The sequence below is a fragment of the Acidaminococcus massiliensis genome (genome assembly GCF_900095825.1).
GTDB lineage: Bacteria > Bacillota > Negativicutes > Acidaminococcales > Acidaminococcaceae > Acidaminococcus > Acidaminococcus massiliensis.
On record NZ_LT608315.1, the window covers coordinates 725663 to 746275 of the forward strand.

Here is a 20613-nt window from a genome sequence, read left to right on the forward strand (position 1 = left end):
ATGATTACTTTAGGAACAGCTCTGGCATTTGGCGGCGCAGCAACGGCTGCTGGTCTGGCAGGGGTTGGCAGTGCCATTGGTGTGGCCATTGCCGGGCAGGCCGCTTCCGGCGTGGTCAGCGAAGATCCGGATAAATTCGGTAACGTGCTGGTGCTCCAGGCACTGCCTGGGACCCAGGGAATCTATGGTCTGCTGATTGCCTTCATCATCATCCTGAACCTGGGGGTCATTGACGGGAATGTAAAAGATCTGACCACCTTCCAGGGGCTGGCTTACCTGTTTGCTGCTCTGCCCATGGGCCTGGGCGGCCTGCTGTCCGCCATCTATCAGGGGAAAGTGGCTGCTTCCGGCATTTACCTGACCGCCAAACGGCCGGAAGAAACTGGTAAAGGCATTATCCTGACGGCCATGGTAGAAACCTACGCCGTACTGAGTCTGCTGATTTCCTTCATCATGGTGAACGGGATCAAATTATAAGAAAGGGTGACCCGTCGTGTCTGGCGATAAAATCATTCAGAAAATAGAAGAAGAAGCGAAGCAGGACGCGGCAGCCATCGGAGCAGCAGCCCAGGAAAAGGCCCGGAAGGAAAAGGAACAGATCCTGGCCAAAGCCCAGGAACAGGTCCGGGAGATCCAGGCCAAATCCCAAGTGGATGCCAAAGAGGCTGCAGGCCGTCTGCAGCTGATTGCCGAACTGCAGAGCCGGAAAGAGAACCTGGCCAGCAAGCGGAAAGTGCTCCAGGAAGCCTTTGACCGGGCAGCGGAGCAGCTGGAAGCCCTGCCCCAGGAACAGTGGGAGAAACTGATCGGGCGGATCGTCCTGGGATCGGATCTCATCGGCCATGAAAAGCTGGTGGTCCCGGCCAAGGACCGTCCTCGGTATGAACAGGGGCTGCTGGCCCAGCTCAACAAAGAGCTGAAGGACCAGGGCCGGGAAGGGTCTTTGACCTTGTCGGATCGAACTGCTGGGTTCACCGATGGTGTACTCATCGAAGGAGAAACCTGCGATTATGACGGCTCCTTCGCAACCCTGCTGGAAGATGTACGGACCGAGGAGGAATACCGCGTGGCAGAGCTCCTGTTTGGCGCGGAGGTGAAGTGATATGCCCCAGCCCAGTTATGAATATGCCCTGGGCCGGATCAGCGTCCTGTCCACCCATCTGCTGACCGCCGCCCAGCTGCGGCGGATCGCAGAAGCGGACAGTACCAAGACAGCCATGAAGCTGCTGCTGGAAACCGGCTATGGGGAAAATGTGGCTACGGAACAGGAACTGGCCCAGGGAGAAATCGATTTGATCATCCGGGCCCAGATGCAGCTGACCCGGAAACGGATCCAGGAACTGACCCCAGATCCGGAACTTACCGGCCTGTTCCTGCTGCCGGTGGATACCCACAACCTGAAATGCCTGCTGAAGGCCCGGCTGCTGGGAATCCAGGCCGATGACATCCTTCGGGAGGGAGGCAATTTCGACCTGAACCTGCTGAAGGATATGGTCCATACCAAGTATTATGAGGACCTGCCGCCCATCTACTGCCAGGTACTCAACGAAATCGAAGGGGAACTGGCCCGGGAAGCGGATCCCTTCCGGCTCAGCGCACTTTTGGACGGAGCCTTGTTCCGCCAGGCCAAAGAGGTGCTGGACCGGAAAAAGGAAAAAGGCTTCATCCGGGAGTATTTCTCCCTGTGGGCGGATTGCCAGAACACCATCAGCCTGATCCGGGCCCAGAACCTCCACTGGGAACTGGCTCAGCTGCGTTTGGTACTGGTGGACTGCGGGGACATCTCCAAAGAGGTGTTCGAAGAAAGCCTGGATGTGCCTCCGGAACAGCTGGGAGCCCGGCTGAACCAGGGGAGCCATGGAGCTGAACTGGTCCAGGCCATCAACGAATTTGCACAGACCAATGAACTGGGGGTCATTTCCCGTCGGATGGAAGAGGGTCTGAGCCTGATCCTCCGCCGGGCCAGATGGGATACCCATTCCCTGGGACCCATCATAGGGTATCTGGAAGCCCGGGAAACCGAGGCAGAAGCCCTGCGGATGATCTTCGGAGCCATCCAGGGCGGGTTTGAACCCCAGCTGCCCAGCGTCTATGCATAATCACAGGAAGCATGGGAGGCAGCAAGATGGATAAAAAGAAAATCGCAGTGATCGGTGATCCCAGCTCCGTGATGATCTTCAAAGCCGTAGGGTTCGATGTATTCTACGAAGAAGAACAGGAACAGATTGAGCGCAGGATCCACCACCTGGCCGATGAGGGCTATGCCGTGATCTACATTACGGAAACCGCTGCCCAGAAGGCCCAGGCCGTGATCGCAGAATATGCTACCGCTACCTTTCCCGCTATCATCCCCATCCCTGCCGGGAACAGATCCCTGGGTCTGGGCATGAAGCGTGTCCGGGAAAACGTGGAAAAAGCAGTGGGCGCCGATATTCTATTCAAGGAAGGGTAGGGAACAATCGTGAGTGGAAAGATCGTGAAAGTATCCGGCCCGCTGATTGTCGCCGAAGGTATGAAAGACGTGCAGCTCCATGATATGGTCCGCGTCAGTGACAAACGCCTGATCGGTGAAGTCATCGAGCTTCGTGATGATAAAGCTTCTATCCAGGTGTACGAAGAGACTGCTGGCCTGGGGCCGGGGGAACCGGTGGAATCCACTGGGTCTCCCATGAGCGTGGAACTGGCTCCCGGGCTGATCGAAAGCATCTTCGACGGGATCCAGCGTCCCCTGGAAAAAATCTATGAACTGGCTGGCGACCGGATCAGCCGTGGCATCGAAGTCCCCCGTCTGGATCGGGAAAAGAAATGGCAGTTCGTACCGGTGGCCAAAGTGGGAGATCAGGTATCCGGCGGCGACGTAATCGGCACCGTCCAGGAAACTCCTGCTGTACTCCATAAAATCATGGTGCCGCCTGGCAAAAGCGGAACTGTGGAATGGGTCTATGCAGGAGAAGCTACCATCTTGGATCCGGTATACAAACTGAAAGACAGCAAGGGGGAGGTAGAGTCCTATCCCATGCTCCAGCAGTGGCCGGTCCGTGTGGCCCGTCCTTACAAGACCAAGCTGCCTCCGGAAGAACCCATGGTTACCGGCCAGCGGGTCATCGATACCCTGTTCCCCATTGCCAAAGGCGGTGTGGCGGCCGTGCCCGGACCCTTTGGCAGCGGCAAGACCGTCATCCAGCACCAGCTGGCCAAATGGGCGGACGCGGATATCATCGTGTATGTAGGCTGTGGAGAACGTGGGAATGAAATGACCGACGTACTGAATGAATTCCCGGCCCTGAATGACCCCCGCACTGGCCTGCCTCTGATGAAGCGGACGGTGCTGATCGCCAATACCTCCGATATGCCGGTGGCGGCCCGGGAAGCTTCTATCTATACGGGCATCACCATTGCAGAATATTACCGGGATATGGGGTATAAGGTGGCCATTATGGCTGACTCCACTTCCCGCTGGGCAGAAGCCCTCCGGGAAATGTCCTCCCGTCTCGAAGAAATGCCCGGTGAAGAAGGATACCCGGCATACTTGTCCTCCCGTTTGGCGGAATACTATGAACGGGCCGGGGAAGTGGAATGCCTGGGCCAGGACGACCGGATCGGCGCTGTTTCCGCCATCGGGGCTGTGTCCCCTCCTGGCGGGGATATTTCCGAACCGGTCTCCCAGGCTACCCTGCGGATCGTCAAGGTGTTCTGGTGTCTGTCTTCGGCGCTGGCTTATGCCCGCCATTTCCCGGCCATCGACTGGCTCCAGAGCTATTCCTTGTATTCCGATCGGCTCCGTGCCTACTATGATGCCAAAGTGGCTCCCGACTGGTCCAAACTGGTGGGGACGGCCATGGAAATCCTCCAGGAAGAATCCAACCTGAACGAAATCGTCCGTCTGGTCGGAATCGATGCCCTGGGCTTCAAGGACCGGATCACCATGGAATGTGCCCGGTCCATCCGGGAAGACTTCCTGCACCAGAACTCCTTCCATGAAGTGGATACCTACACTTCTTTGGAAAAACAGTACGATATGTTGAAATTGATCATCACCTGGTATGAAAAGGCCTTGGATGCCATGACCAAACATGTGAAGCTGGATAAGCTGATCGAAATGCCCATCCGGGAACAGATCGGCCGTGCCAAATACATTCCGGAAAAAGACCGGAAGGAAAAGTTCGGCCAGCTGAACCGGGATCTGGAGCAGGCCTTTGCAGAACTGACGGAAGAGGGTGAAGAAAATGCGTAAGGACTACAAAACCATCCGAGAAGTGGTGGGCCCTCTGATGCTGGTGGACCAGGTAAAAGGTGCAACCTATGACGAACTGGTGGAAATCCACCAGCAGAATGGGGAAATCCGGAACGGCAAGGTACTCACCGTGGACGGGGACAAAGCCCTGGTCCAGCTGTTCGAAGATTCCCAGGGGCTGCAGCCGGCTACGGCCAAAGCCCGGTTCCTGGGCCATGGGATCCAGCTGGGGGTATCCCCTGCCATGCTGGGCCGTGTATTCGACGGTATGGGCAGCCCCATTGACGGCGGGCCGGCCATCATCCCGGAAGAATACAAGGACATCAACGGGGAACCCATGAATCCGGCAGCCCGTGAATATCCTTCCGAATTCATCCAGACCGGGGTCAGCGCCATCGACGGTCTGAACACCCTGGTCCGGGGACAGAAACTGCCGGTGTTCTCCGGTTCCGGTCTGCCCCATGCCCAGCTGGCCGCCCAGATCGCCCGGCAGGCCAGAGTCCGGGGCACCGATGAAAAATTCGCCGTGGTGTTCGCTGCGGTCGGAATCACCTTTGAAGAAGCCAACTTCTTCATGCAGGACTTCAACCGGACCGGGGCGCTGAGCCGGGCGGTGATGTTCATCAACCTGGCCAACGATCCGGCAGTAGAACGGATCGCCACCCCCCGTATGGCCATTACGGCGGCAGAATATCTGGCCTTTGAACTGGATATGCATGTGCTGGTCATCATCACGGATATCACCAACTATGCCGATGCCCTCCGGGAAGTATCTGCTGCCCGGAAGGAAGTCCCCGGACGCCGGGGCTATCCTGGATATCTGTATACGGACTTGGCTACCATGTACGAACGGGCTGGCCGGATCCGGGGGAAGAAGGGATCCATCACCATGATCCCCATCCTGTCCATGCCCGAAGACGACAAGACCCATCCCATCCCCGACCTGACTGGGTACATCACCGAGGGGCAGATCATCCTCTCCCGGGAACTGTACCGGAAGGGGCTGACGCCGCCCATCGATGTGCTGCCTTCCCTGTCCCGTCTGAAAGATAAAGGGGTGGGCAAGGGCAAGACCCGGGAAGACCATGCAGACACCATGAACCAGCTGTTCGCGGCTTATTCCCGAGGGAAACAGGCCAAAGAACTGGCCACCATCCTGGGGGATTCGGCTCTCAGCAAGGTGGACAAGCTGTATGCCCGATTTGCCGATGCCTTTGAAAAGGAATATGTCTCCCAGGGGTACCGGACCAACCGGTCCATCGAGGAGACCCTGGATCTGGGCTGGAAGCTGCTGGGGATCCTGCCCCGCAGCGAGCTGAAGCGGATCCGGGATGAATACCTGGACAAATACTACAAACCGGCGGACGGCAGCGAGGGGGAATAACCCATGGCTACGAACGTAAACCCTACCCGGATGGAGCTGACCCGGCTGAAACGTCGGCTTGCCACTGCTGTCCGGGGGCATAAACTGCTGAAAGACAAACGGGACGAAATGGTCCGGCAGTTCATGATCTACATCCGCCGGAACCACGAACTGCGGCTGAAAATGGAAAAGGCCCTCCAGAATGTGTCCCATCATTTCGTGGTGGCCCGGGCCCATATGGGATACTTGACCATGAACGAAGCCCTGCTGTATCCGGCCCGGAGTGCCGAGTTCGAAGTGGGGAGCAAGAATGTGATGAGCGTGGATGTGCCCACCCTGACCTACACCGGGGCTACGGCGGATGATGCGGCCCAGGTGCCCTATTCCTTCGTGTTCACCACCGGGGAACTGGATACAGCGGTGACCGAACTGACCACCTGCCTGCCGGATCTTTTGGAATTGGCGGAAGTGGAAAAGACCTGCAACATGCTGGCGGATGAAATCGAAAAGACCCGCCGGCGGGGCCACGCGTTGGAATATGTGATGATCCCGGAAATGCAGGAAAGCATCAAGTACATCACCATGAAGCTCAGCGAAAACGAAAGAGCCAGTACGGTGCGCCTGATGAAAGCCAAGGAAATCATGGCGAAACAGGCGTGAAAAATAGGGGCTGTGAAGAAATGAGAATTTCATTTCTTCACAGCCCCGGTTTTTTTATGCTACAATATCCGTGACCATAAATCTTGCTGAAAAACGGTACTGAAAGGAGCACAGTTCTGTGCTGACTACTTTTAATTTTCGAGCACAGCCGGGGAGGGAACCGCTTTACCGGCAGCTGGCCGATTACTTCCGGGAAGAGATCCGGCTGCAGCATCTGGCCGCTCCGGATTTCCTTCCTTCCATCCGCAAGCTGACCCGGGATCTGAAACTGAGCCGGACCACGGTGGAGGCCGCCTATCAGATCCTCATCGATCAAGGGTATGTAGACAACCTGCCCAACCGGGGCTACCAGGTGGCGGCCTATGTTCCCCAGGAAGCCAGGGCAGAGACCGTCCCTGCGAATGGAAAGGCCAAACCGGCTGTGCGTTATAATTTTTCCAATAATTACATCGATACCTCCACTTTCGACACCGTACTCTGGCGGCGCTGTCTCAATGCCGTGCTCCGGGATCCGCCTTCCATTGCAGGGTATGGGGATCCCCAGGGAGAGCCGGAACTGCGGCAGGTCCTGGCCCGGTACAGTTATGCTTCCCGGGGGGTGGTTTGCCGACCGGAACAGATCCTGGTGGGGGCCGGTCTCCAGACCCTTTTGCTGGTGCTGCTGCCCTTGCTGCCTCTGGAACAGAAGGTGGTGGGATTGGAACCTCCTGGATTCCCTCAGGCGGAACAGATCTTCCGGCTGATGGGATGGGCTGTCCGCACCTTTGATCCGGCAGATCCCAAGGCGGATTGGCCAGGGCTCCTGATGATTTCTCCTGCCAATCCGTATAAAGGAAGAGCCCTGACGGAAAAAGAACGGAACAATCTGATCGTGGCCACCCAGCTGGAACGGGTATATCTGTTGGAAGATGACTACAACGGAGAATTCCGCTATCTCCATCGGCCCACTCCGGCCCTCCACAGTTTCGGGAACCGGGAACAGATCATCTATCTGGGATCTTTCTCCCGCACTATGCTCCCGTCCCTGCGGATTAGCTATCTGGTCCTGCCGGAAAAGCTGCTGCCCGCCTATCGGGCAATCGCCGACCGGTACAATCAGACTTCTTCCACGGTGGAGCAGCTGGCCCTGGCGGCTTACATCGAGGAAGGCCATCTGACAAGGCACATCCGCAAACTGCGGAGCCTGTACCGGACCAAGAGCCAGAAGCTCCAGGAAGCTCTCCTGACGGTATTTGGGAACCAGGTGCAGCTCTTGAGCTACGGATCCGGACTCCATCTCCACATTGCTTTGGATCTGCCTGGGACGGCAGGTGATCTGGCGGAGAAGGCTATGGATCAGGGCGTAAAAATCATCCCTGTCCAGGGAACGGATGCCGGCAGGCCGCCGGAATTCCTCCTTTCCTTTGCCGGGATCGCCGAAGAAAAAATCCAGGAAGGGGTGGAAGCTCTGCGGGAGGCGTTGGTGGGGTGAAGAAAAGACAATTGTTTTCTTCCTTCTGGGTAGGGTATAATAAAAAGGATACAGAAATGCCTGCAGAGCAGGGAAAACAGGGGGTGGATGTATGAAAAATGCCTGGGAGATCGCTCTTTTGGCCGTATTCCTGGGAATGGGCGGGCCGGCAGTGGAAGCAGCCCAGTATTTTGCCCCCCCGGTACAGCCTCAGCGCCAACGGACAGCTGCAGCCTCCCCTGACGGTAGAATTCCGCAAAGGGATGCCCCAGAAGATCAGTGCCAGCCTGACTGGTGCTGCCGGCTCGGAAAAAGTCCTGGTCCTGGGCTGGCAGGTGGGGGACGGAGTAGGGCTGTGTACCCTTCAGAAAGGAGTGGAATATGCCCTGTACCGGCTGGATTTCCGGCCGGGAAAACAGGATATCCTGATACTCAGTTACGGCCACAGGGGGACCGGGAAAACTCACTTGAATGAGGTGTCTGTAATCGGAGAGGATTCCCTGGGCGTCATCCGGCAGCTGCCGGTGGTGGGCTTTTCCCCGGTGGATGTATTCAACAGCCCACTCCAGATCCGGCAGCAGGAGGCGGTCCTTTTCCTGGAACAGGCCCCCCATGTACTGGTACTACAGGCAGATGGGGAAAACGGATATGCTGCCTCAGTGCAATGATCGATAAGGAGTGATTACGATGGATTTACCTGTATTATATGATTCCTGCCGGACCTACCGGCGCTTCTTGCAAAAACCACTGGAACCCGGTCTGCTGCGGACTTTGGTGGACGTGGCACGGAAGCGGAGCTGCGGACGGAACAGCCAGTGGCTGCGCTTTGTGGCTGTGGAGCAGCCGGAAAATGTCAAAGCCATGCAGCCTCTGCTCCATTGGGCTGCAGCATTGCCGAAAGAAATCGGGACCCCGAAGGAAGGGGAACAGCCAGTGGCTTTTGTGGTGGTGGCCAAATCCCGGAATGCCTCGCCCATGATCAGCGACATCGATCTGGGGATCGCCCTGGATGCCATGGCCATCACGGCCTGGCAGAAGGGGGTAGGGAGCGCCATCCTGGCTGCTGTGGACCGGAAAAAAATAGCTGCTCTGCTGGAAATCCCGGAAGAACTGGAGGTCAATATCGTCCTGGCACTGGGTTATCCGGCCCATAAAAGCAACCTGGTCTCCGGAGAAAAAGAAAAATCCCTGGACTATTATGTGGATAAAAACCGTGATTATTATGTACCCAAACTGCCTCTGGAGAAAGTAGCAGAATTCAAATAATCCTGGCAGAAAAAAAGGAGATCCGATATGCTGTATGATATTGCTATTGTGGGAGGCGGACCGGCGGGCTGCAGTGCGGCGGTGACGGCTGCCAACCGGTCTCTTTCTGCGGTGCTGTTCGACACAGGAGATTTTGGGCTGGCCCTGCGGAAAAGCCCGTTGGTGAAGAATTACCTGGGACTGCCGGACCAGTCCGGTGCTGCCCTGATGGATGCCTTTACTGCCCATATGAGGGCTGCCGGGACGGCTGTAGTGTCTCACAAGGTCTTGAGCATCATGCCTGGGAAGGCCAGCTTTTATCTGGCAACGCCTGGAGATGTGTACCAGGCCCGGAGCATCCTCCTGTGTCCGGGAGCGGCCCACGGCAAAGCCCTGGACGGAGAAGAGGCGTATCTGGGACGGGGCGTCAGTTACTGTGCCACTTGTGATGGATACCTGTACAAAGGCAGGACCATCGGGGTGGTGACCAATTTGCCATCGGCTTGGGAAGAAGTGGAATTCCTGGCCGGACTGGCGAAAGAAGTCAAGCTTTGGGCTGATTTTCCCCTGCCGGAAAAGAAACCGGGGAATCTCCGGATCATGGAAGGCAGACCTCTTAAAATCCTGGGGGAAGAAAAAACGGAAGCCTTGGAGACTACAGCAGGAACGGTTGATATGGACGGACTTTTCCTGCTGCGGGAAACCGATCCCCTGGAGAAGCTTTTGCCGGGTCTGGCGCTGAAGGGCCGGTTCATCCAGGTGGATGAGAAAATGGCAACCTCGGTGCCTGGGGTCTTTGCGGCCGGTGATGCAGCCGGTTATCCCTGGCAGATCAACAAGGCGGCCGGAGAAGGCCAGAAGGCTCTGCTTTCTGCGGCTTCTTGGCTGCGGGAGAATCCGGTATGACGGGTTGGAAGCCTGTCTGTCTGGTCCTTTTCCTGACAGTTTCCCTGGCCTTGGGCGGCTGTCAGAATCCAAAACATCAGGAGAATCCCGGGGCACTGCCGGTACAGGAACCGGCGGCTCCCCAGGAGACTAAGGCCATTGCTCCGGGAGAAGGGGAACAGGGTGCCCGGGTGGAATTTGTGACCCGGGAGCATAAGATGGAACGGGTCCTGTTCAGCGGCGGCTATCTGCGCAGCCTGCCGGAAGAAAAACCAGAAACCATCCTGCGTCCGGCTCCTGCCGGCGCTTTGGGCATGATCTTCGGCAAACGGGAAATCAATGGACTGGAATGGGCCAAGGTGGCTACCCGGGATGGTGTCACTGGCTGGTATACCGTGCCTGCAAGACCCGGGGTTCCCCGGGGAGAGAAACGGGAAGCCCTGAAGATTACCCATGATGGATACCAGAATACCTATCCCCAAGTGACCGGAGGCGTGACGCCCCAGGTCCAAGACCGGATCAATCAGGAACTGGGGAATTATATTTCCGTGTACCGGCATATCACCGGACCGGTGGAAAGCGAACTCCAGTGCCGGGTGACCTACAACCGGAACCATCTCCTGAGTTTGGTATTCCAGGGGAAACCGGTCCTGTACCGGAATTATCCGGTGACAGAGGTGAACAATCTGGCGTCCTGGACCCGGCTGAAGAACTATGCCTGGGTGTCTCCCCTGATGGGAGGGGCGGACAGCAGCCTGCTCCTGGCCCGGAAGACGGATTTCCAGTATGCCATGGTATTCGATCTCAATACGGGGAACCGGCTGACCCTGGACCATTTCCTGGGCAGCAGCCAGCAGGAAGCCATCCAGGAAAAATTGGGATCCCTGGAAGCTTGGGCTCGGCTCCAAAAGGACAACTTCTACATCGAGCCCCAAGGGAAGCTGGTAGCTCTGGCTTCCGTATCCCAGGGAGAAGGCGGCCGGGTCCCACTGGATCTGTCAGATTTGGTGATCAGGGAGTTTTGAAAGGATGTTGCACAGAATGTACAACACTCCCCCTTTATAACAACAACGAGGTGAACAACATGAACAGAAAAGTGCATTTCCACACGAATTTAGGAGATTTTACAGCGGAACTCTTTGAGGACAAAGCCCCCAAGACTGCAGGGAACTTCCTGGAACTGGTGGAGAAGGGATTCTATGACGGGGTCATCTTCCACCGGGTCATCGACGATTTCATGATCCAGGGCGGCGATCCCACCGGCACCGGCATGGGCGGTCCCGGTTACACCATCGACGATGAATTCGGGCCTGGACTGGCTCACAGCAGCGAAGGGATCCTCTCCATGGCCAATGCCGGCCCCAATACCGGGGGCAGCCAGTTCTTCATCACCTTGGTGCCCACCCCCTGGCTGGACGGCCATCATGCCATCTTCGGGAAAATCACCGAAGGGATGGATGTGGTCCATAAGATCGGTTCCACCCCTACGGATTTCGCCGACCGTCCCCTGGAAGATGTGGTGATGGAAAAGGTAGAAATCGTAAAGGAATGACCGCTTACGTCTATATGGTGCGCTGTGCCAATGGAGCCCTCTATACCGGCTGGACCAATGATCTAGCCCATCGTCTGGCCATGCACCGCAGCGGGTCCGGGGCGAAATACACCCGGGCTTTCGGGGCGGTGGAACTGGCTTATTACGAGGAACTGCCGGACAAAAAGGCGGCTCTTCGCCGGGAATATGCCCTGAAACAGTTGGCAAAAAAACAAAAGGAAGAGCTGGTTTGTCAATTTTCTCGAAAATCTTTGAAAATACCCTGAGTTATCTGTACTGTTGCAATTCTTTTGCTTGTAAAAGTCCAGGGGTTATGCTAGAATGGAACACAGAAACAACGGACTTACTGAATGTTGAACTCACGCAGGTATCACATATAGTTGGATCGTTTTTCGCAATAATTTTTAGGAGGCCAAGTAAAGATGACTGGCAAAGTTAAATGGTTTAATGCTGAAAAGGGTTATGGTTTCATTGAACGGGAAGATGGCGGCGATGTATTCGTTCATTTCTCCGCAATCCAGGGTGAAGGCTTCAAGACTCTGGAAGAAGGCCAGGCTGTAGAATTCGACGTTGTCGAAGGCAACCGTGGTGAACAGGCTGCTAACGTTGTGAAACTGTAAGATAGATATCTGCACAGAAACAACAAACGCAAACAAAGAGGGGATATCGTGGAAACGGTATCTCCTTTTTTCTTGTGTGGTAACCAGAGCTGCAGGAAGGGAGTCGGGAGTATGATTGGATACGGAATGGAGAAGAAAAGGGGTATCATCAGCGGGGGAACTTCGGGCATCGGTCTGGCGGCAGCCAGGCTGCTGGCTCAGGACGGAGCCACGGTGTGGCTGGTGGGCCGGGATCTGGAACGGGGCCAAAAGGCGGTGGAGAGCCTGGCCGGGCTGCCGGGGGAGGCCCGGTATCTTCAGGGAGATGTAAGTACTGTGGAAGGCTGCCGGAAAATCGCCGCAGAGCTCCAGGCCCAGCATCAGGAACTGGATTTCCTGGTGAATAGCGCCGGGATCTACCAGGAAAAGCCCTTCCAGGATGTGACGGAAGAGGAGTATCAGCAGCTGATGGACGTGAATGTGAAGGGGACCATTTTCCTTACCCAGGCTCTGCTGGATCTTTTTGCCCAGGATGGGCCTTCCATCGTGAACATCGCTTCTGACGCGGCTCTGGAAGGAAATTACGGCTGCTGTCTCTATGCGGCTTCCAAGGGGGCCGTGGTGGCCTTCACCAGATCTTTGGCCCTGGATCTGGCTCCCTGGATCCGGGTGAACTGCCTGTGCCCGGGAGATGTGGACACTCCCCTGGTGGAAAAACAGCTGGCGGAGGGAGGCTATTCCCGGGAATCCATGGCTTCTGTGTATCCCATGGGCCGGATCGGGAAGCCGGAAGAAGCAGCGCACATGATTTGTGCCATCCTATCCCCCCTCAATGGGTTCATGACCGGTGCCGTGGTCTCTGTGGACGGCGGCCTAACGGCTAAATAAGGAGGGACCATGGATCACAAACTTACTTCTGCAGAATATCTTTTTGTGGGTTCCATGCTGTTCGGGATGCTCTTTGGAGCGGGGAACCTGATTTTTCCAGTGCACATGGGCCAATTGGCCGGCGCCCATTTCTGGAGTGCCAACATTGGCTTCATTTCCACCGGGGTGCTGATGCCCTTCCTGGCCTTGATTGCCTTCGGCCTTTCCGGCAGCGGCAGCCTGGAAGAACTGGCGGGGAATGTGCATCCCGTCTTTGCCCGGATCTTTACGGTGCTGCTGTATCTGACCATCGGGCCGGCCTTTGCCCTGCCCCGGACGGCCACCGTCTCTTACCAAATCGGGATCGTACCCTTTGTGGGGGAGAATCAGACTCTTTTCCTGGCTGGGTTCACCTTCTTGTTCATGGCCGCGGCTCTATTGTTTTCCCTGAAGCCTTCCAAGCTGGTGGTGTACATCGGGAAGTTCCTGAACCCGATTTTCCTGGCTTTCCTGGCCATCCTGGTGGCGGTGGCTCTGGTCCATCCCATGGGCTCCATTGCCGGAAGCTTTCCCCAGGGCGCCTATGTGGAACACGCCTTCCTCACCGGGTTCAAGGAAGGGTATAACACCATGGACGTGCTGGCCATGCTGGCCTTTTCCGTGGTGGTGATCAACACCCTGAAGGACCTGGGGGTCCGGGACGTGGAGAATATTTCCGTGGATCTGCTGAAGGTGGGGGTCATTGTGGTGTTCCTCATGTCCCTGATTTACACCCTGATCACCTGGCTGGGTACGTCCAGCCTGGGGCAGCTGGCGGTATCCGCCAACGGGGGGATTGCCCTGGCCCAGATCGCCCATGCTTATTTTGGTCCGGTGGGGGGCATGCTGCTGGCAGCCATCGTGACTTTTGCCTGTCTGAAAACGGCCATCGGCTTGATCACCGCCTGCGCCAATACCTTCCGGGAACTGTTCCCCGGCAGCCTGGGCTATAAAGCCTACTGTGTACTGTTCGCCGGGATCTCTTTCCTGATCGGGAATGTGGGGCTGACCCAGATCATCGTGCTGGCCGTGCCCATCCTCATGTTCCTGTATCCCATGGCTATCACCCTGATCCTAGCTTCTTTTGCGTCCGCTCTCTTGGGGAAGGACAGGAGGCTGTACCGGTGGCCCATGCTTCTGGCGGGGCTGGCGGCTTTTGGGGATGCTCTCAGTGTCCTGCCCAAGGGGCTGCAGGAGACCGGTCCGGTCCAGGCTTTGCTGGGCTGCTACCACCAGCTGCCCCTGTTTGCTCTGGGGATGAGCTGGCTGCTGCCCACCCTGGCGGCCGTGGCTGCTGCTGACGCTGCGGTGAAGCTCACTGGCACAAACCGGTGAATTTTTGCGAAAATGAAAGAAAAAGTGTATAATGAAAGAATGATGAATGTTTGAATCCATTGAAGGAGGGATTTCCCATGAAAAAAATGATGATGGCCACTGCAGTGCTGAGCCTGCTGCCTTTGACCGTGGCCTGTGCTTCTCCCCTGGCCAAGATTGCTCCTGGCGCTGCAAAGATCGATGCCAACGTCACGGTGGGCAATACTCTCAAATGGAAACAGCACGGAGAAACCAAGGACTTCGGCGGGGATACCCGGTACCGGGTGGGCGGCACCATCGGGATTGCCGACAACCTGGGTTTGGATTATCGGTATGCAGCCCATGAAGGGGACCATGATGCGTCTGCCCAATCCCATCAGGTAAGCCTGGTCTACCAGTTCAATCCCTATCTCTATGGTTTTGGAGGCTATGTGCGGAACCGGCTGAAACAGCATGGCTACCATGACAACAACAGTGGGTATCAGGTAGGGGCCATCGGCCGGCTGCCCATTACGGAAAAGACCACCGGCTGGGCCAAGTTCGGCGCTGGCAACAACATCACCCAGTACGAACTGGGGGTTGGCTACGCCTTCACTGACAACTGGGAAGCCAACGTATCTTACAATGACAGCAAGTACAAAGATTTCAAGGGAGACATCGATGCCAAGACCCATGAAGTGAATGTGGGGGTATCGTACAAGTTTTAAAAAAAGGGGGGGCGTATGAGCTGACCCCCAATTGTTAGACCAAAAATCTAACAATTGGGGGTCAGTTTTTTATGGCAAAACACAGCTATGAATTTAAGAAAAAAATAGTACTGGAATATTTGAACAGTGACGAAGGGTGTATTTCTATTTCACGTAAATATGGGATGGCGAGTAGCAGCCAGCTGCTAAAGTGGGTTGCTGCTTACAAGGCATTTGGTGATGATGGACTGAAAAGATCCCGCTCTCAAAAAATATACTCTTTCAAAGAAAAACTTTCTGTGGTAGAGTCTTACTTAACAAATGAAATCTCATATCAGGAACTAGCAATTCAAGTAGGGATCAACAACCCATCAATGATTGCCAGATGGGTCAATGAATTTAGAATTGCGGGACCAGATGCTTTACGGTCACATAAAAAAGGCAGGAAGAGAACTTTGAACAAATCTCAAACCAAAAAAACAGATACCCAGGTTCAGCAGCCGATGGTCGACATCAGTGTGGAACATGTCAAGGAGTTAGAGGATGAAAATCTTAAACTCCGTATAGAGAATGCTTTTTTAAAAGAACTGAGGAGACTGCGTTTAGAGGACGAAGCAAAAATGAGAGAGTTGCGAAAATCATCTCCAGTCTCCGAAGATCATTCAAATTGAAAGACCTTCTCTCCTATACTCAAATGCCCAAAGCGACCTATATGTACTGGCAGAAACGGTTTGACCGCGTGAATCCAGACCAGGAAGTAGAGGACAAAATACAGGAAATCCGCAGCCAGCATAAAGATTATGGATATCGGCGCATGACCGGTGAGCTGAAGAATCAAGGGATTTGCGTGAACAAGAAGAAAGTTCAACGTATCATGCAGAAACTGAGCCTTCAGGTAACATCCTTTACCCGGAAAAGCCGTAAATACAGTTCCTATAAGGGTAAGGTAGGGACCATTGCTCCGAATAGAATACATCGTCGTTTTGAGACGAATATCCCACATCAGAAGATTACGACCGATACTTCAGAATTCAAATATTATGAAGTAGATACACAGGGACATCTGACCCTGCACAAGCTTTATCTGGATCCTTTCCTGGACATGTTCGATGATGAAATCATCAGCTATGGAATAGCCAAACGTCCTTCGGCTGAAAGCATACTGGAAGCTCAAGCTGAAGCAATCGAAATTACTGCTGATTGTCCATATCGAAGAACGTTTCACTCCGATCAGGGCTGGGCATACCAAATGAAGGCCTATACCAGGAAACTAAAAAAAGAACGAATTTTTCAGAGCATGTCTCGAAAGGGTAACTGTCATGATAACGCTGTAATGGAAAACTTTTTCGGCTTAATGAAACAGGAAATGTATTATGGAGTGATCTACTACAGCTACGAAGAACTAAAAGCCGCTATCGAACGATACATCAAATACTATAACGAACAAAGGATCAAGGAAAAACTGGGCTGGAAAAGTCCTGTTCAATACAGGCTTTCTTTGCTGGCAGCATAAAAAAGTAACGAGACAGTAAAAACCATCTCGTTACTAAGGTCTAACTTTTTGGGGTCACATCACGTAATGCCCCCTTTTTTCACATTTTCTCCACTGCGTGGAGCAGCTGGGTCCTGTTCTTCACCTGGAAACGGTGATAGAGCAGGCTCAGCTGTTTTTTTATGGTGATTTCTGCCACATTCAGCTCCTGGGCGATTTCCTTGTTGGTCCGGCCTTCTTTCACCCGTTGGATCACCAGTTTTTCCCGGGCACTGAAGACTTCTTCCTTCAAAGGACGGCCTTTTGCAGGGGTGAGGGAATAGGACTGGACCACCTGCAGGAAATCGGCGAATTCCGGCTGTTGGACGGCTTTCACCAGCATGGGACCCAGCAGGGACTGGTGCTCCACAAAGGGCAGGTACAGTTTGTCTTCCAGGGCTTCTGCTAGGGTGGACCGGAGCAGGGCGGCCGCTTCTTCGCCAAGGCCCGTATGTTCCAGGGCCGCAATCTGGACAATGGCGTCGTAGCACCGGCACATCTGGGAAGAAGTGGGAGATGGGACGGCATCCTGGGGACGGGTGGACAGGAGCAGTAGCTGGTATCTGCCCATGGTCAGCTGGAGACGGTGCCGGGTGGACTGGCGCATCCCTTGGAGGGAAGGATAATCCGGCAGGCTGTTCATCCGTTCCAGATGTTTTTCCAGGCTGGGAGAAGGCTGTTCCAACAGGCTTTGGACGAAAATCCCTACCAGGTCCAGGTCTGTCCGGGTCAGAGGGTCTGTAATCAGCTGGGACAGCTTCCGGTAATGCTTTTTCCAGCCCAGGAACTGTTCCTGGTCCTGCCGGATCAGGGCGATCCGAGGCACCAGGAACAGGGCGATGATGGCCCGCTGCTGTTCATCCAGGGTCTGGCAGGGAGCATCCAGAAAAGCTTGGAGCACTTCTTCGGCAGTGGAAAGCTCCCCCTGGAGATAGGCCAGCTCTGCCGCCACGGCGGAACGCCACAGGGGACCGCTGACGCCCTGGAGGGTTTCTCCGCAGCCGTCATAGAGGGCCTGGAGCTGGCGGGTGTTCCGGGCCAGGCTGCCGGCCCGGCGGTAGTACAGCACCAGTTGTCCGGAGACACCCCGGTGGATGCCCTGGAAATAATCCCGGGGCAGCCGGATATGGTGCTGCCGGCAATAGGCGAAGAACTGCCGGAAGGCCGGCTCCAGGGCGTCCAGGTCCGGCAGGCTGTCCAGGGCTGTGAGGAAAAGGATCCTGGCTTGGTCTTCCGGGGTATAGGCCCAGTCATCGGGCAGGGAAGCCAGCAGGATTTCCCGTTCTTCCCGGGCGGTCTGGGGAGACTGGAGCAGGTTCAAGGCCAGGAGGATCAGGGCGCAGCCGGCAAAATGTCGGGCCTTCTCTTCCGGAGGGCATTTTCGGAGCAGCTGGATCAGCAGGGAGGAGGGCTGCTGGTATAAAATGGCAAGGCCCGCCCGTTCCACTGCCTGGAGGGCCTGGGGCCAGGCTTTTCCCTTGAGGGCCAGGGCAAAGGCCTGGGCAAAATCCCCGCTGTGGAGCTGCCACCGGGTGGCTCGGATATAGGCTTTTTTCTGCCAGCTCCAGGATTCTTCCTGGAATTGGCCCTGGAGATATTCCTGGAACACCGGATGGAAGGCAAAGGTCCCTTGGGAAGGCTCATAGGCCAGGAAGGGGCTGCGCTTCCAGTGTTCTTCCAGCCGGGCCAGAGTGTCTGGGTGAGGGCAGATGAATTCCGCCTGGGCCCGGGAAAAACGGGGGAACAGGGAAAGGGTCAGGCATACCTGCTGTTCTTCCCGGGAAAGGGGCTGGAACAGCTTACGGATCAGCTGGTACATCAGCTCCTTGTCCTGGGGCGTGAACAGGACTGGATCGGCGGTCTTCAGCTTCCGGAAATTCCGGATGCCCTGGCTGATGGCAAACAGTTCATTTTCCCGGACGGCTTCGTAAGCCATGGAATGGTTCAGATAAGCGATCTCCCAATCTCCCGCCTGGTTTTTCCGGAAACAGAAGGCACAGCGCTGGTAAGCCTGGAGATACATCTTGTAAGAGGGATCTGTTTCTACCAAGGAACAGATTTGGACCAGCCACAGTCCGTCTCCCAGGGACCGGACTAGCGTCCGCTCCTGGCTTTGCCGGCAGGGAATCAGCTGGTCTTGTCCTTTCTCAAAGATGGCTGTCACCGCAGTCCGGCCTTTTGCCCGCATTTCTTGGCCGACACCCAGCCAAATCACATCTGGAGCCAGATGTGCCAGGAGAGGACCTAGGTTTGTTTCTTCAAAATAGGCGTGGAGGATGGTACGGCCCAAATGGAGCAGTTCGTCTTTCACAGCTGCCATGGAATTTCCTCCTTTTTGATGGATATAGAGAAAAGTCCCTGGAGTACAGGGACAGAAAAAATGTTATTGATTATTATAAGCGAAAAAAATTGGGGTTGTCCAGATTCCTTGTGGGGAAAAAGAGTCTCTATCTTGCTTCCTTTCCCTTCAGTTGTTATAATAATCTTGTTATGCGGTTGTAGCTCAGTTGGATAGAGCATCTGCCTCCTAAGCAGAGGGTCGCGCGTTCGACTCGCGCCAATCGCACCAGAAAATCAAAGGGACTGTTGCTTGGGCAACAGTCCCTTTTTTTGGGTCGCGGGCTTGTTGGTATAACCTCAAAATCCGATTTTGCGGATTCCAACCGATTTTGTCTTACCGTCCTATAGAAAAAGAACAAAGGACTTAAACGTCCAGGCCCGTGACTCTAGGTCCGTGACCTGGCTGCCAGAGGCAGCCTTCTTATCTCGCCACCGGCGTGGTCATCTTGTAGGGATCCAGGACCTGTTCCAGCTGCTTGTCAGAGAGATAGTGCTGCTGCCGGGCCAGTTCCACCACCGGGATGTTCTTGGCCAGGGATTCCTTGGCCAGCTTGGCCGCCTTCACATATCCGATGTAGGGGCTCAGGGCCGTGACGATCCCGGCACTCATCTTCAGCAGATGCTGGCAGTGTTCTTTGTTGGCAGTGATGCCTTCCACACAGTTGATCCGCAGGGTATCCGCTGCTTCCCGGAGGATATCGATGCTCTGGAACAGGGAATAGAAGATCACCGGCTCAAAGGCGTTCAGTTCCAGCTGGCCGGCTTCTACCGCCATGGCCACACAGGTGTCATTGCCGACGATCCGGAATGCCACCTGGCTGACTACTTCCGGGATCACCGGGTTGACTTTGCCGGGCATGATGGAAGAGCCATTCTGTTTGGCCGGGAGGGTGATCTCTTCCAGCCCGGTCCGAGGGCCGGAAGACATGAGCCGCAGGTCATTGGAAATCTTGGAAAGGGCGATGGCACAGTCTTTCAGGCTGCCGGAAACCGAGGCGAAGCTGTCGATGTTCTGGGTGGCGTCGATCAAGTCCGCTGCCTGGGTAAAAGAAAAGCCGGTCAGCTGAGAAAGATCTGCTGCAATATGGTGGGAATAGGAGGGGTCTGCATTGACTCCGGTGCCGATGGCTGTACCGCCCATATTGATTTCTGTCATTTCTCTGGCTGCCGACTGGATCCGTCTGAGCCCCCGGTCCATGGCCGTGGCATAGGCTTTGAATTCCTGGCCCAAACGGATGGGGACTGCATCCTGGAGCTGGGTCCGGCCCATTTTCAGGATGGAATCGAATTCTACGCCTTTCCGGGCAAAAGCCTCTTTCAGGGCTTTCAAGCTTTTGTAAAGATCTTCCAACAGGAAAAGTACCGTCAGTTTTCCGGCGGTAGGGATCACATCGTTGGTGGATTGGCCCCGGTTCACATCATCATTGGGATGGATCAGGGTATAATCGCCTTTTTTGCCTCCCAAAATCTCGATGGCGATGTTAGCAATCACTTCATTGGCATTCATGTTGAGAGAGGTACCGGCTCCGCCTTGGATGGGGTCCAGGATGAACTGGTCCAAGTGTTTCCCTTCCAGGAGCTGATCGCAGGCTGCCATGATGGCGTCTGCTGCAGCAGGCTGCAATGTGCCAGCCCGCCGATTGGCCATCGCACAGGCTTTCTTGATGTAAGCCAGGCTTCTGATCATGGTCGGATGAGTGGATTGCCCGGTAATATGGAAATTTTCATGAGCACGCAGAGACTGCACTCCATAATAGGCGTCCCCGGGGACGTATTTCTTACCGATGGAATCACTTTCCAAACGTTCGAATTTTTGCTGACTCATTGCCTATTTCCTCCTTGGAAATC

At 55.4% G+C, this 20613-nt stretch carries 22 protein-coding genes and 1 tRNA gene; 21 read left to right on the forward strand and 2 right to left on the reverse strand.

Annotated elements, in window-relative coordinates; genetic code table 11:
* The 20 genes from BQ2657_RS03470 to BQ2657_RS13560 all read left to right on the forward strand — a co-directional run bounded on the left by BQ2657_RS03470 (position 1) and on the right by BQ2657_RS13560 (position 16407).
* Positions 1-477, forward strand: coding sequence for a V-type ATP synthase subunit K (locus BQ2657_RS03470; protein ID WP_075579387.1), 477 nt, complete (start codon positions 1-3; stop codon positions 475-477).
* Between the two features lie 16 nt (positions 478-493).
* Positions 494-1102 carry a V-type ATP synthase subunit E gene (locus BQ2657_RS03475; protein WP_075579388.1) on the forward strand — a complete coding sequence of 203 codons (609 nt, stop codon included), beginning with the start codon at positions 494-496 and terminating at the stop codon, positions 1100-1102.
* 1 nt (position 1103) lies between these two features.
* Positions 1104-2099, forward strand: a complete 996-nt coding sequence (locus tag BQ2657_RS03480) for a V-type ATPase subunit (RefSeq protein ID WP_075579389.1) — start codon at positions 1104-1106, stop codon at positions 2097-2099.
* A gap of 26 nt (positions 2100-2125) precedes the next feature.
* Positions 2126-2452 carry a V-type ATP synthase subunit F gene (locus BQ2657_RS03485; RefSeq protein WP_075579390.1) on the forward strand — a complete coding sequence of 109 codons (327 nt, stop codon included), beginning with the start codon at positions 2126-2128 and terminating at the stop codon, positions 2450-2452.
* 6 nt (positions 2453-2458) lie between these two features.
* A complete protein-coding gene (locus BQ2657_RS03490; RefSeq protein WP_187119219.1) occupies positions 2459-4234 on the forward strand; it encodes a V-type ATP synthase subunit A in 1776 nt (591 codons plus the stop codon).
* Positions 4227-5618 (forward strand): V-type ATP synthase subunit B, encoded by a 1392-nt coding sequence (locus tag BQ2657_RS03495; protein WP_075579392.1) that lies wholly within the window; start codon positions 4227-4229, stop codon positions 5616-5618. The genes BQ2657_RS03490 and BQ2657_RS03495 overlap by 8 nt, the downstream gene beginning before the upstream one ends.
* Positions 5619-5621: 3 nt before the next feature.
* Positions 5622-6257 carry a V-type ATP synthase subunit D gene (locus BQ2657_RS03500; protein ID WP_075579393.1) on the forward strand — a complete coding sequence of 212 codons (636 nt, stop codon included), beginning with the start codon at positions 5622-5624 and terminating at the stop codon, positions 6255-6257.
* A gap of 118 nt (positions 6258-6375) precedes the next feature.
* Complete coding sequence (gene pdxR / locus BQ2657_RS03505) at positions 6376-7728, forward strand: MocR-like pyridoxine biosynthesis transcription factor PdxR (RefSeq protein WP_075579394.1); 1353 nt, start codon at positions 6376-6378, stop codon at positions 7726-7728.
* 98 nt (positions 7729-7826) lie between these two features.
* Complete coding sequence (locus tag BQ2657_RS03510) at positions 7827-8375, forward strand: hypothetical protein (protein WP_143224829.1); 549 nt, start codon at positions 7827-7829, stop codon at positions 8373-8375.
* Positions 8376-8394: 19 nt separating this feature from the next.
* A complete protein-coding gene (locus BQ2657_RS03515) occupies positions 8395-8973 on the forward strand; it encodes a nitroreductase family protein (RefSeq protein ID WP_075579395.1) in 579 nt (192 codons plus the stop codon).
* A gap of 27 nt (positions 8974-9000) precedes the next feature.
* Positions 9001-9858, forward strand: a complete 858-nt coding sequence (locus BQ2657_RS03520) for an NAD(P)/FAD-dependent oxidoreductase (protein WP_075579396.1) — start codon at positions 9001-9003, stop codon at positions 9856-9858.
* Positions 9855-10862 (forward strand): polysaccharide deacetylase family protein, encoded by a 1008-nt coding sequence (locus BQ2657_RS03525; protein WP_075579397.1) that lies wholly within the window; start codon positions 9855-9857, stop codon positions 10860-10862. The genes BQ2657_RS03520 and BQ2657_RS03525 overlap by 4 nt, the downstream gene beginning before the upstream one ends.
* A gap of 59 nt (positions 10863-10921) precedes the next feature.
* Positions 10922-11389 carry a peptidylprolyl isomerase gene (locus BQ2657_RS03530; protein WP_075579398.1) on the forward strand — a complete coding sequence of 156 codons (468 nt, stop codon included), beginning with the start codon at positions 10922-10924 and terminating at the stop codon, positions 11387-11389.
* A complete protein-coding gene (locus BQ2657_RS03535; protein WP_075579399.1) occupies positions 11386-11655 on the forward strand; it encodes a GIY-YIG nuclease family protein in 270 nt (89 codons plus the stop codon). Before BQ2657_RS03530 ends, BQ2657_RS03535 begins: the two co-directional genes overlap by 4 nt.
* Before the next feature lie 156 nt (positions 11656-11811).
* A complete protein-coding gene (locus BQ2657_RS03540; protein WP_009015310.1) occupies positions 11812-12009 on the forward strand; it encodes a cold shock domain-containing protein in 198 nt (65 codons plus the stop codon).
* Between the two features lie 111 nt (positions 12010-12120).
* Entirely contained in the window at positions 12121-12876 is a 756-nt protein-coding gene (locus BQ2657_RS03545) for an SDR family NAD(P)-dependent oxidoreductase (protein ID WP_075579400.1), read from the forward strand.
* 9 nt (positions 12877-12885) lie between these two features.
* Positions 12886-14229, forward strand: a complete 1344-nt coding sequence (gene brnQ / locus BQ2657_RS03550) for a branched-chain amino acid transport system II carrier protein (protein ID WP_075579401.1) — start codon at positions 12886-12888, stop codon at positions 14227-14229.
* Positions 14230-14306: 77 nt separating this feature from the next.
* Complete coding sequence (locus tag BQ2657_RS03555) at positions 14307-14915, forward strand: porin family protein (RefSeq protein ID WP_075579402.1); 609 nt, start codon at positions 14307-14309, stop codon at positions 14913-14915.
* A 71-nt stretch (positions 14916-14986) separates the two neighbouring features.
* Positions 14987-15565 (forward strand): helix-turn-helix domain-containing protein, encoded by a 579-nt coding sequence (locus BQ2657_RS13555; RefSeq protein WP_075578809.1) that lies wholly within the window; start codon positions 14987-14989, stop codon positions 15563-15565.
* Complete coding sequence (locus BQ2657_RS13560) at positions 15535-16407, forward strand: IS3 family transposase (protein ID WP_408607740.1); 873 nt, start codon at positions 15535-15537, stop codon at positions 16405-16407. Before BQ2657_RS13555 ends, BQ2657_RS13560 begins: the two co-directional genes overlap by 31 nt.
* A 79-nt stretch (positions 16408-16486) precedes the next feature.
* Here BQ2657_RS13560 and BQ2657_RS03570 read toward each other — a convergent pair whose 3' ends face one another.
* On the reverse strand, positions 16487-18745 hold the full coding sequence (locus BQ2657_RS03570; RefSeq protein WP_075579403.1) for a LuxR C-terminal-related transcriptional regulator: 2259 nt from the start codon (positions 18743-18745) through the stop codon (positions 16487-16489).
* 172 nt (positions 18746-18917) lie between these two features.
* Here BQ2657_RS03570 and BQ2657_RS03580 point away from each other — a divergent pair.
* Positions 18918-18994, forward strand: a tRNA-Arg gene (locus BQ2657_RS03580).
* Between the two features lie 192 nt (positions 18995-19186).
* Here BQ2657_RS03580 and BQ2657_RS03585 read toward each other — a convergent pair.
* A complete protein-coding gene (locus BQ2657_RS03585) occupies positions 19187-20590 on the reverse strand; it encodes an aspartate ammonia-lyase (RefSeq protein WP_075579405.1) in 1404 nt (467 codons plus the stop codon).
* Positions 20591-20613: the final 23 nt, after the last annotated feature.

Bases quoted from the DNA above. Each gene is read 5' to 3' on its own strand.
- BQ2657_RS03470 (WP_075579387.1), top strand. From the start codon at position 1: ATGATTACTTTAGGAACAGCTCTGGCATTTGGCGGCGCAGCAACGGCT.
- BQ2657_RS03480 (WP_075579389.1), top strand. From the start codon at position 1,104: ATGCCCCAGCCCAGTTATGAATATGCCCTGGGCCGGATCAGCGTCCTG.
- BQ2657_RS03485 (WP_075579390.1), top strand. From the start codon at position 2,126: ATGGATAAAAAGAAAATCGCAGTGATCGGTGATCCCAGCTCCGTGATG.
- BQ2657_RS03495 (WP_075579392.1), top strand. From the start codon at position 4,227: ATGCGTAAGGACTACAAAACCATCCGAGAAGTGGTGGGCCCTCTGATG.
- BQ2657_RS03500 (WP_075579393.1), top strand. From the start codon at position 5,622: ATGGCTACGAACGTAAACCCTACCCGGATGGAGCTGACCCGGCTGAAA.
- BQ2657_RS03510 (WP_143224829.1), top strand. From the start codon at position 7,827: ATGCCTGGGAGATCGCTCTTTTGGCCGTATTCCTGGGAATGGGCGGGC.
- BQ2657_RS03515 (WP_075579395.1), top strand. From the start codon at position 8,395: ATGGATTTACCTGTATTATATGATTCCTGCCGGACCTACCGGCGCTTC.
- BQ2657_RS03520 (WP_075579396.1), top strand. From the start codon at position 9,001: ATGCTGTATGATATTGCTATTGTGGGAGGCGGACCGGCGGGCTGCAGT.
- BQ2657_RS03525 (WP_075579397.1), top strand. From the start codon at position 9,855: ATGACGGGTTGGAAGCCTGTCTGTCTGGTCCTTTTCCTGACAGTTTCC.
- BQ2657_RS03530 (WP_075579398.1), top strand. From the start codon at position 10,922: ATGAACAGAAAAGTGCATTTCCACACGAATTTAGGAGATTTTACAGCG.
- BQ2657_RS03535 (WP_075579399.1), top strand. From the start codon at position 11,386: ATGACCGCTTACGTCTATATGGTGCGCTGTGCCAATGGAGCCCTCTAT.
- BQ2657_RS03540 (WP_009015310.1), top strand. From the start codon at position 11,812: ATGACTGGCAAAGTTAAATGGTTTAATGCTGAAAAGGGTTATGGTTTC.
- BQ2657_RS03545 (WP_075579400.1), top strand. From the start codon at position 12,121: ATGATTGGATACGGAATGGAGAAGAAAAGGGGTATCATCAGCGGGGGA.
- brnQ (WP_075579401.1), top strand. From the start codon at position 12,886: ATGGATCACAAACTTACTTCTGCAGAATATCTTTTTGTGGGTTCCATG.
- BQ2657_RS03555 (WP_075579402.1), top strand. From the start codon at position 14,307: ATGAAAAAAATGATGATGGCCACTGCAGTGCTGAGCCTGCTGCCTTTG.
- BQ2657_RS13555 (WP_075578809.1), top strand. From the start codon at position 14,987: ATGGCAAAACACAGCTATGAATTTAAGAAAAAAATAGTACTGGAATAT.
- BQ2657_RS03570 (WP_075579403.1), bottom strand. From the start codon at position 18,745: ATGGCAGCTGTGAAAGACGAACTGCTCCATTTGGGCCGTACCATCCTC.
- BQ2657_RS03585 (WP_075579405.1), bottom strand. From the start codon at position 20,590: ATGAGTCAGCAAAAATTCGAACGTTTGGAAAGTGATTCCATCGGTAAG.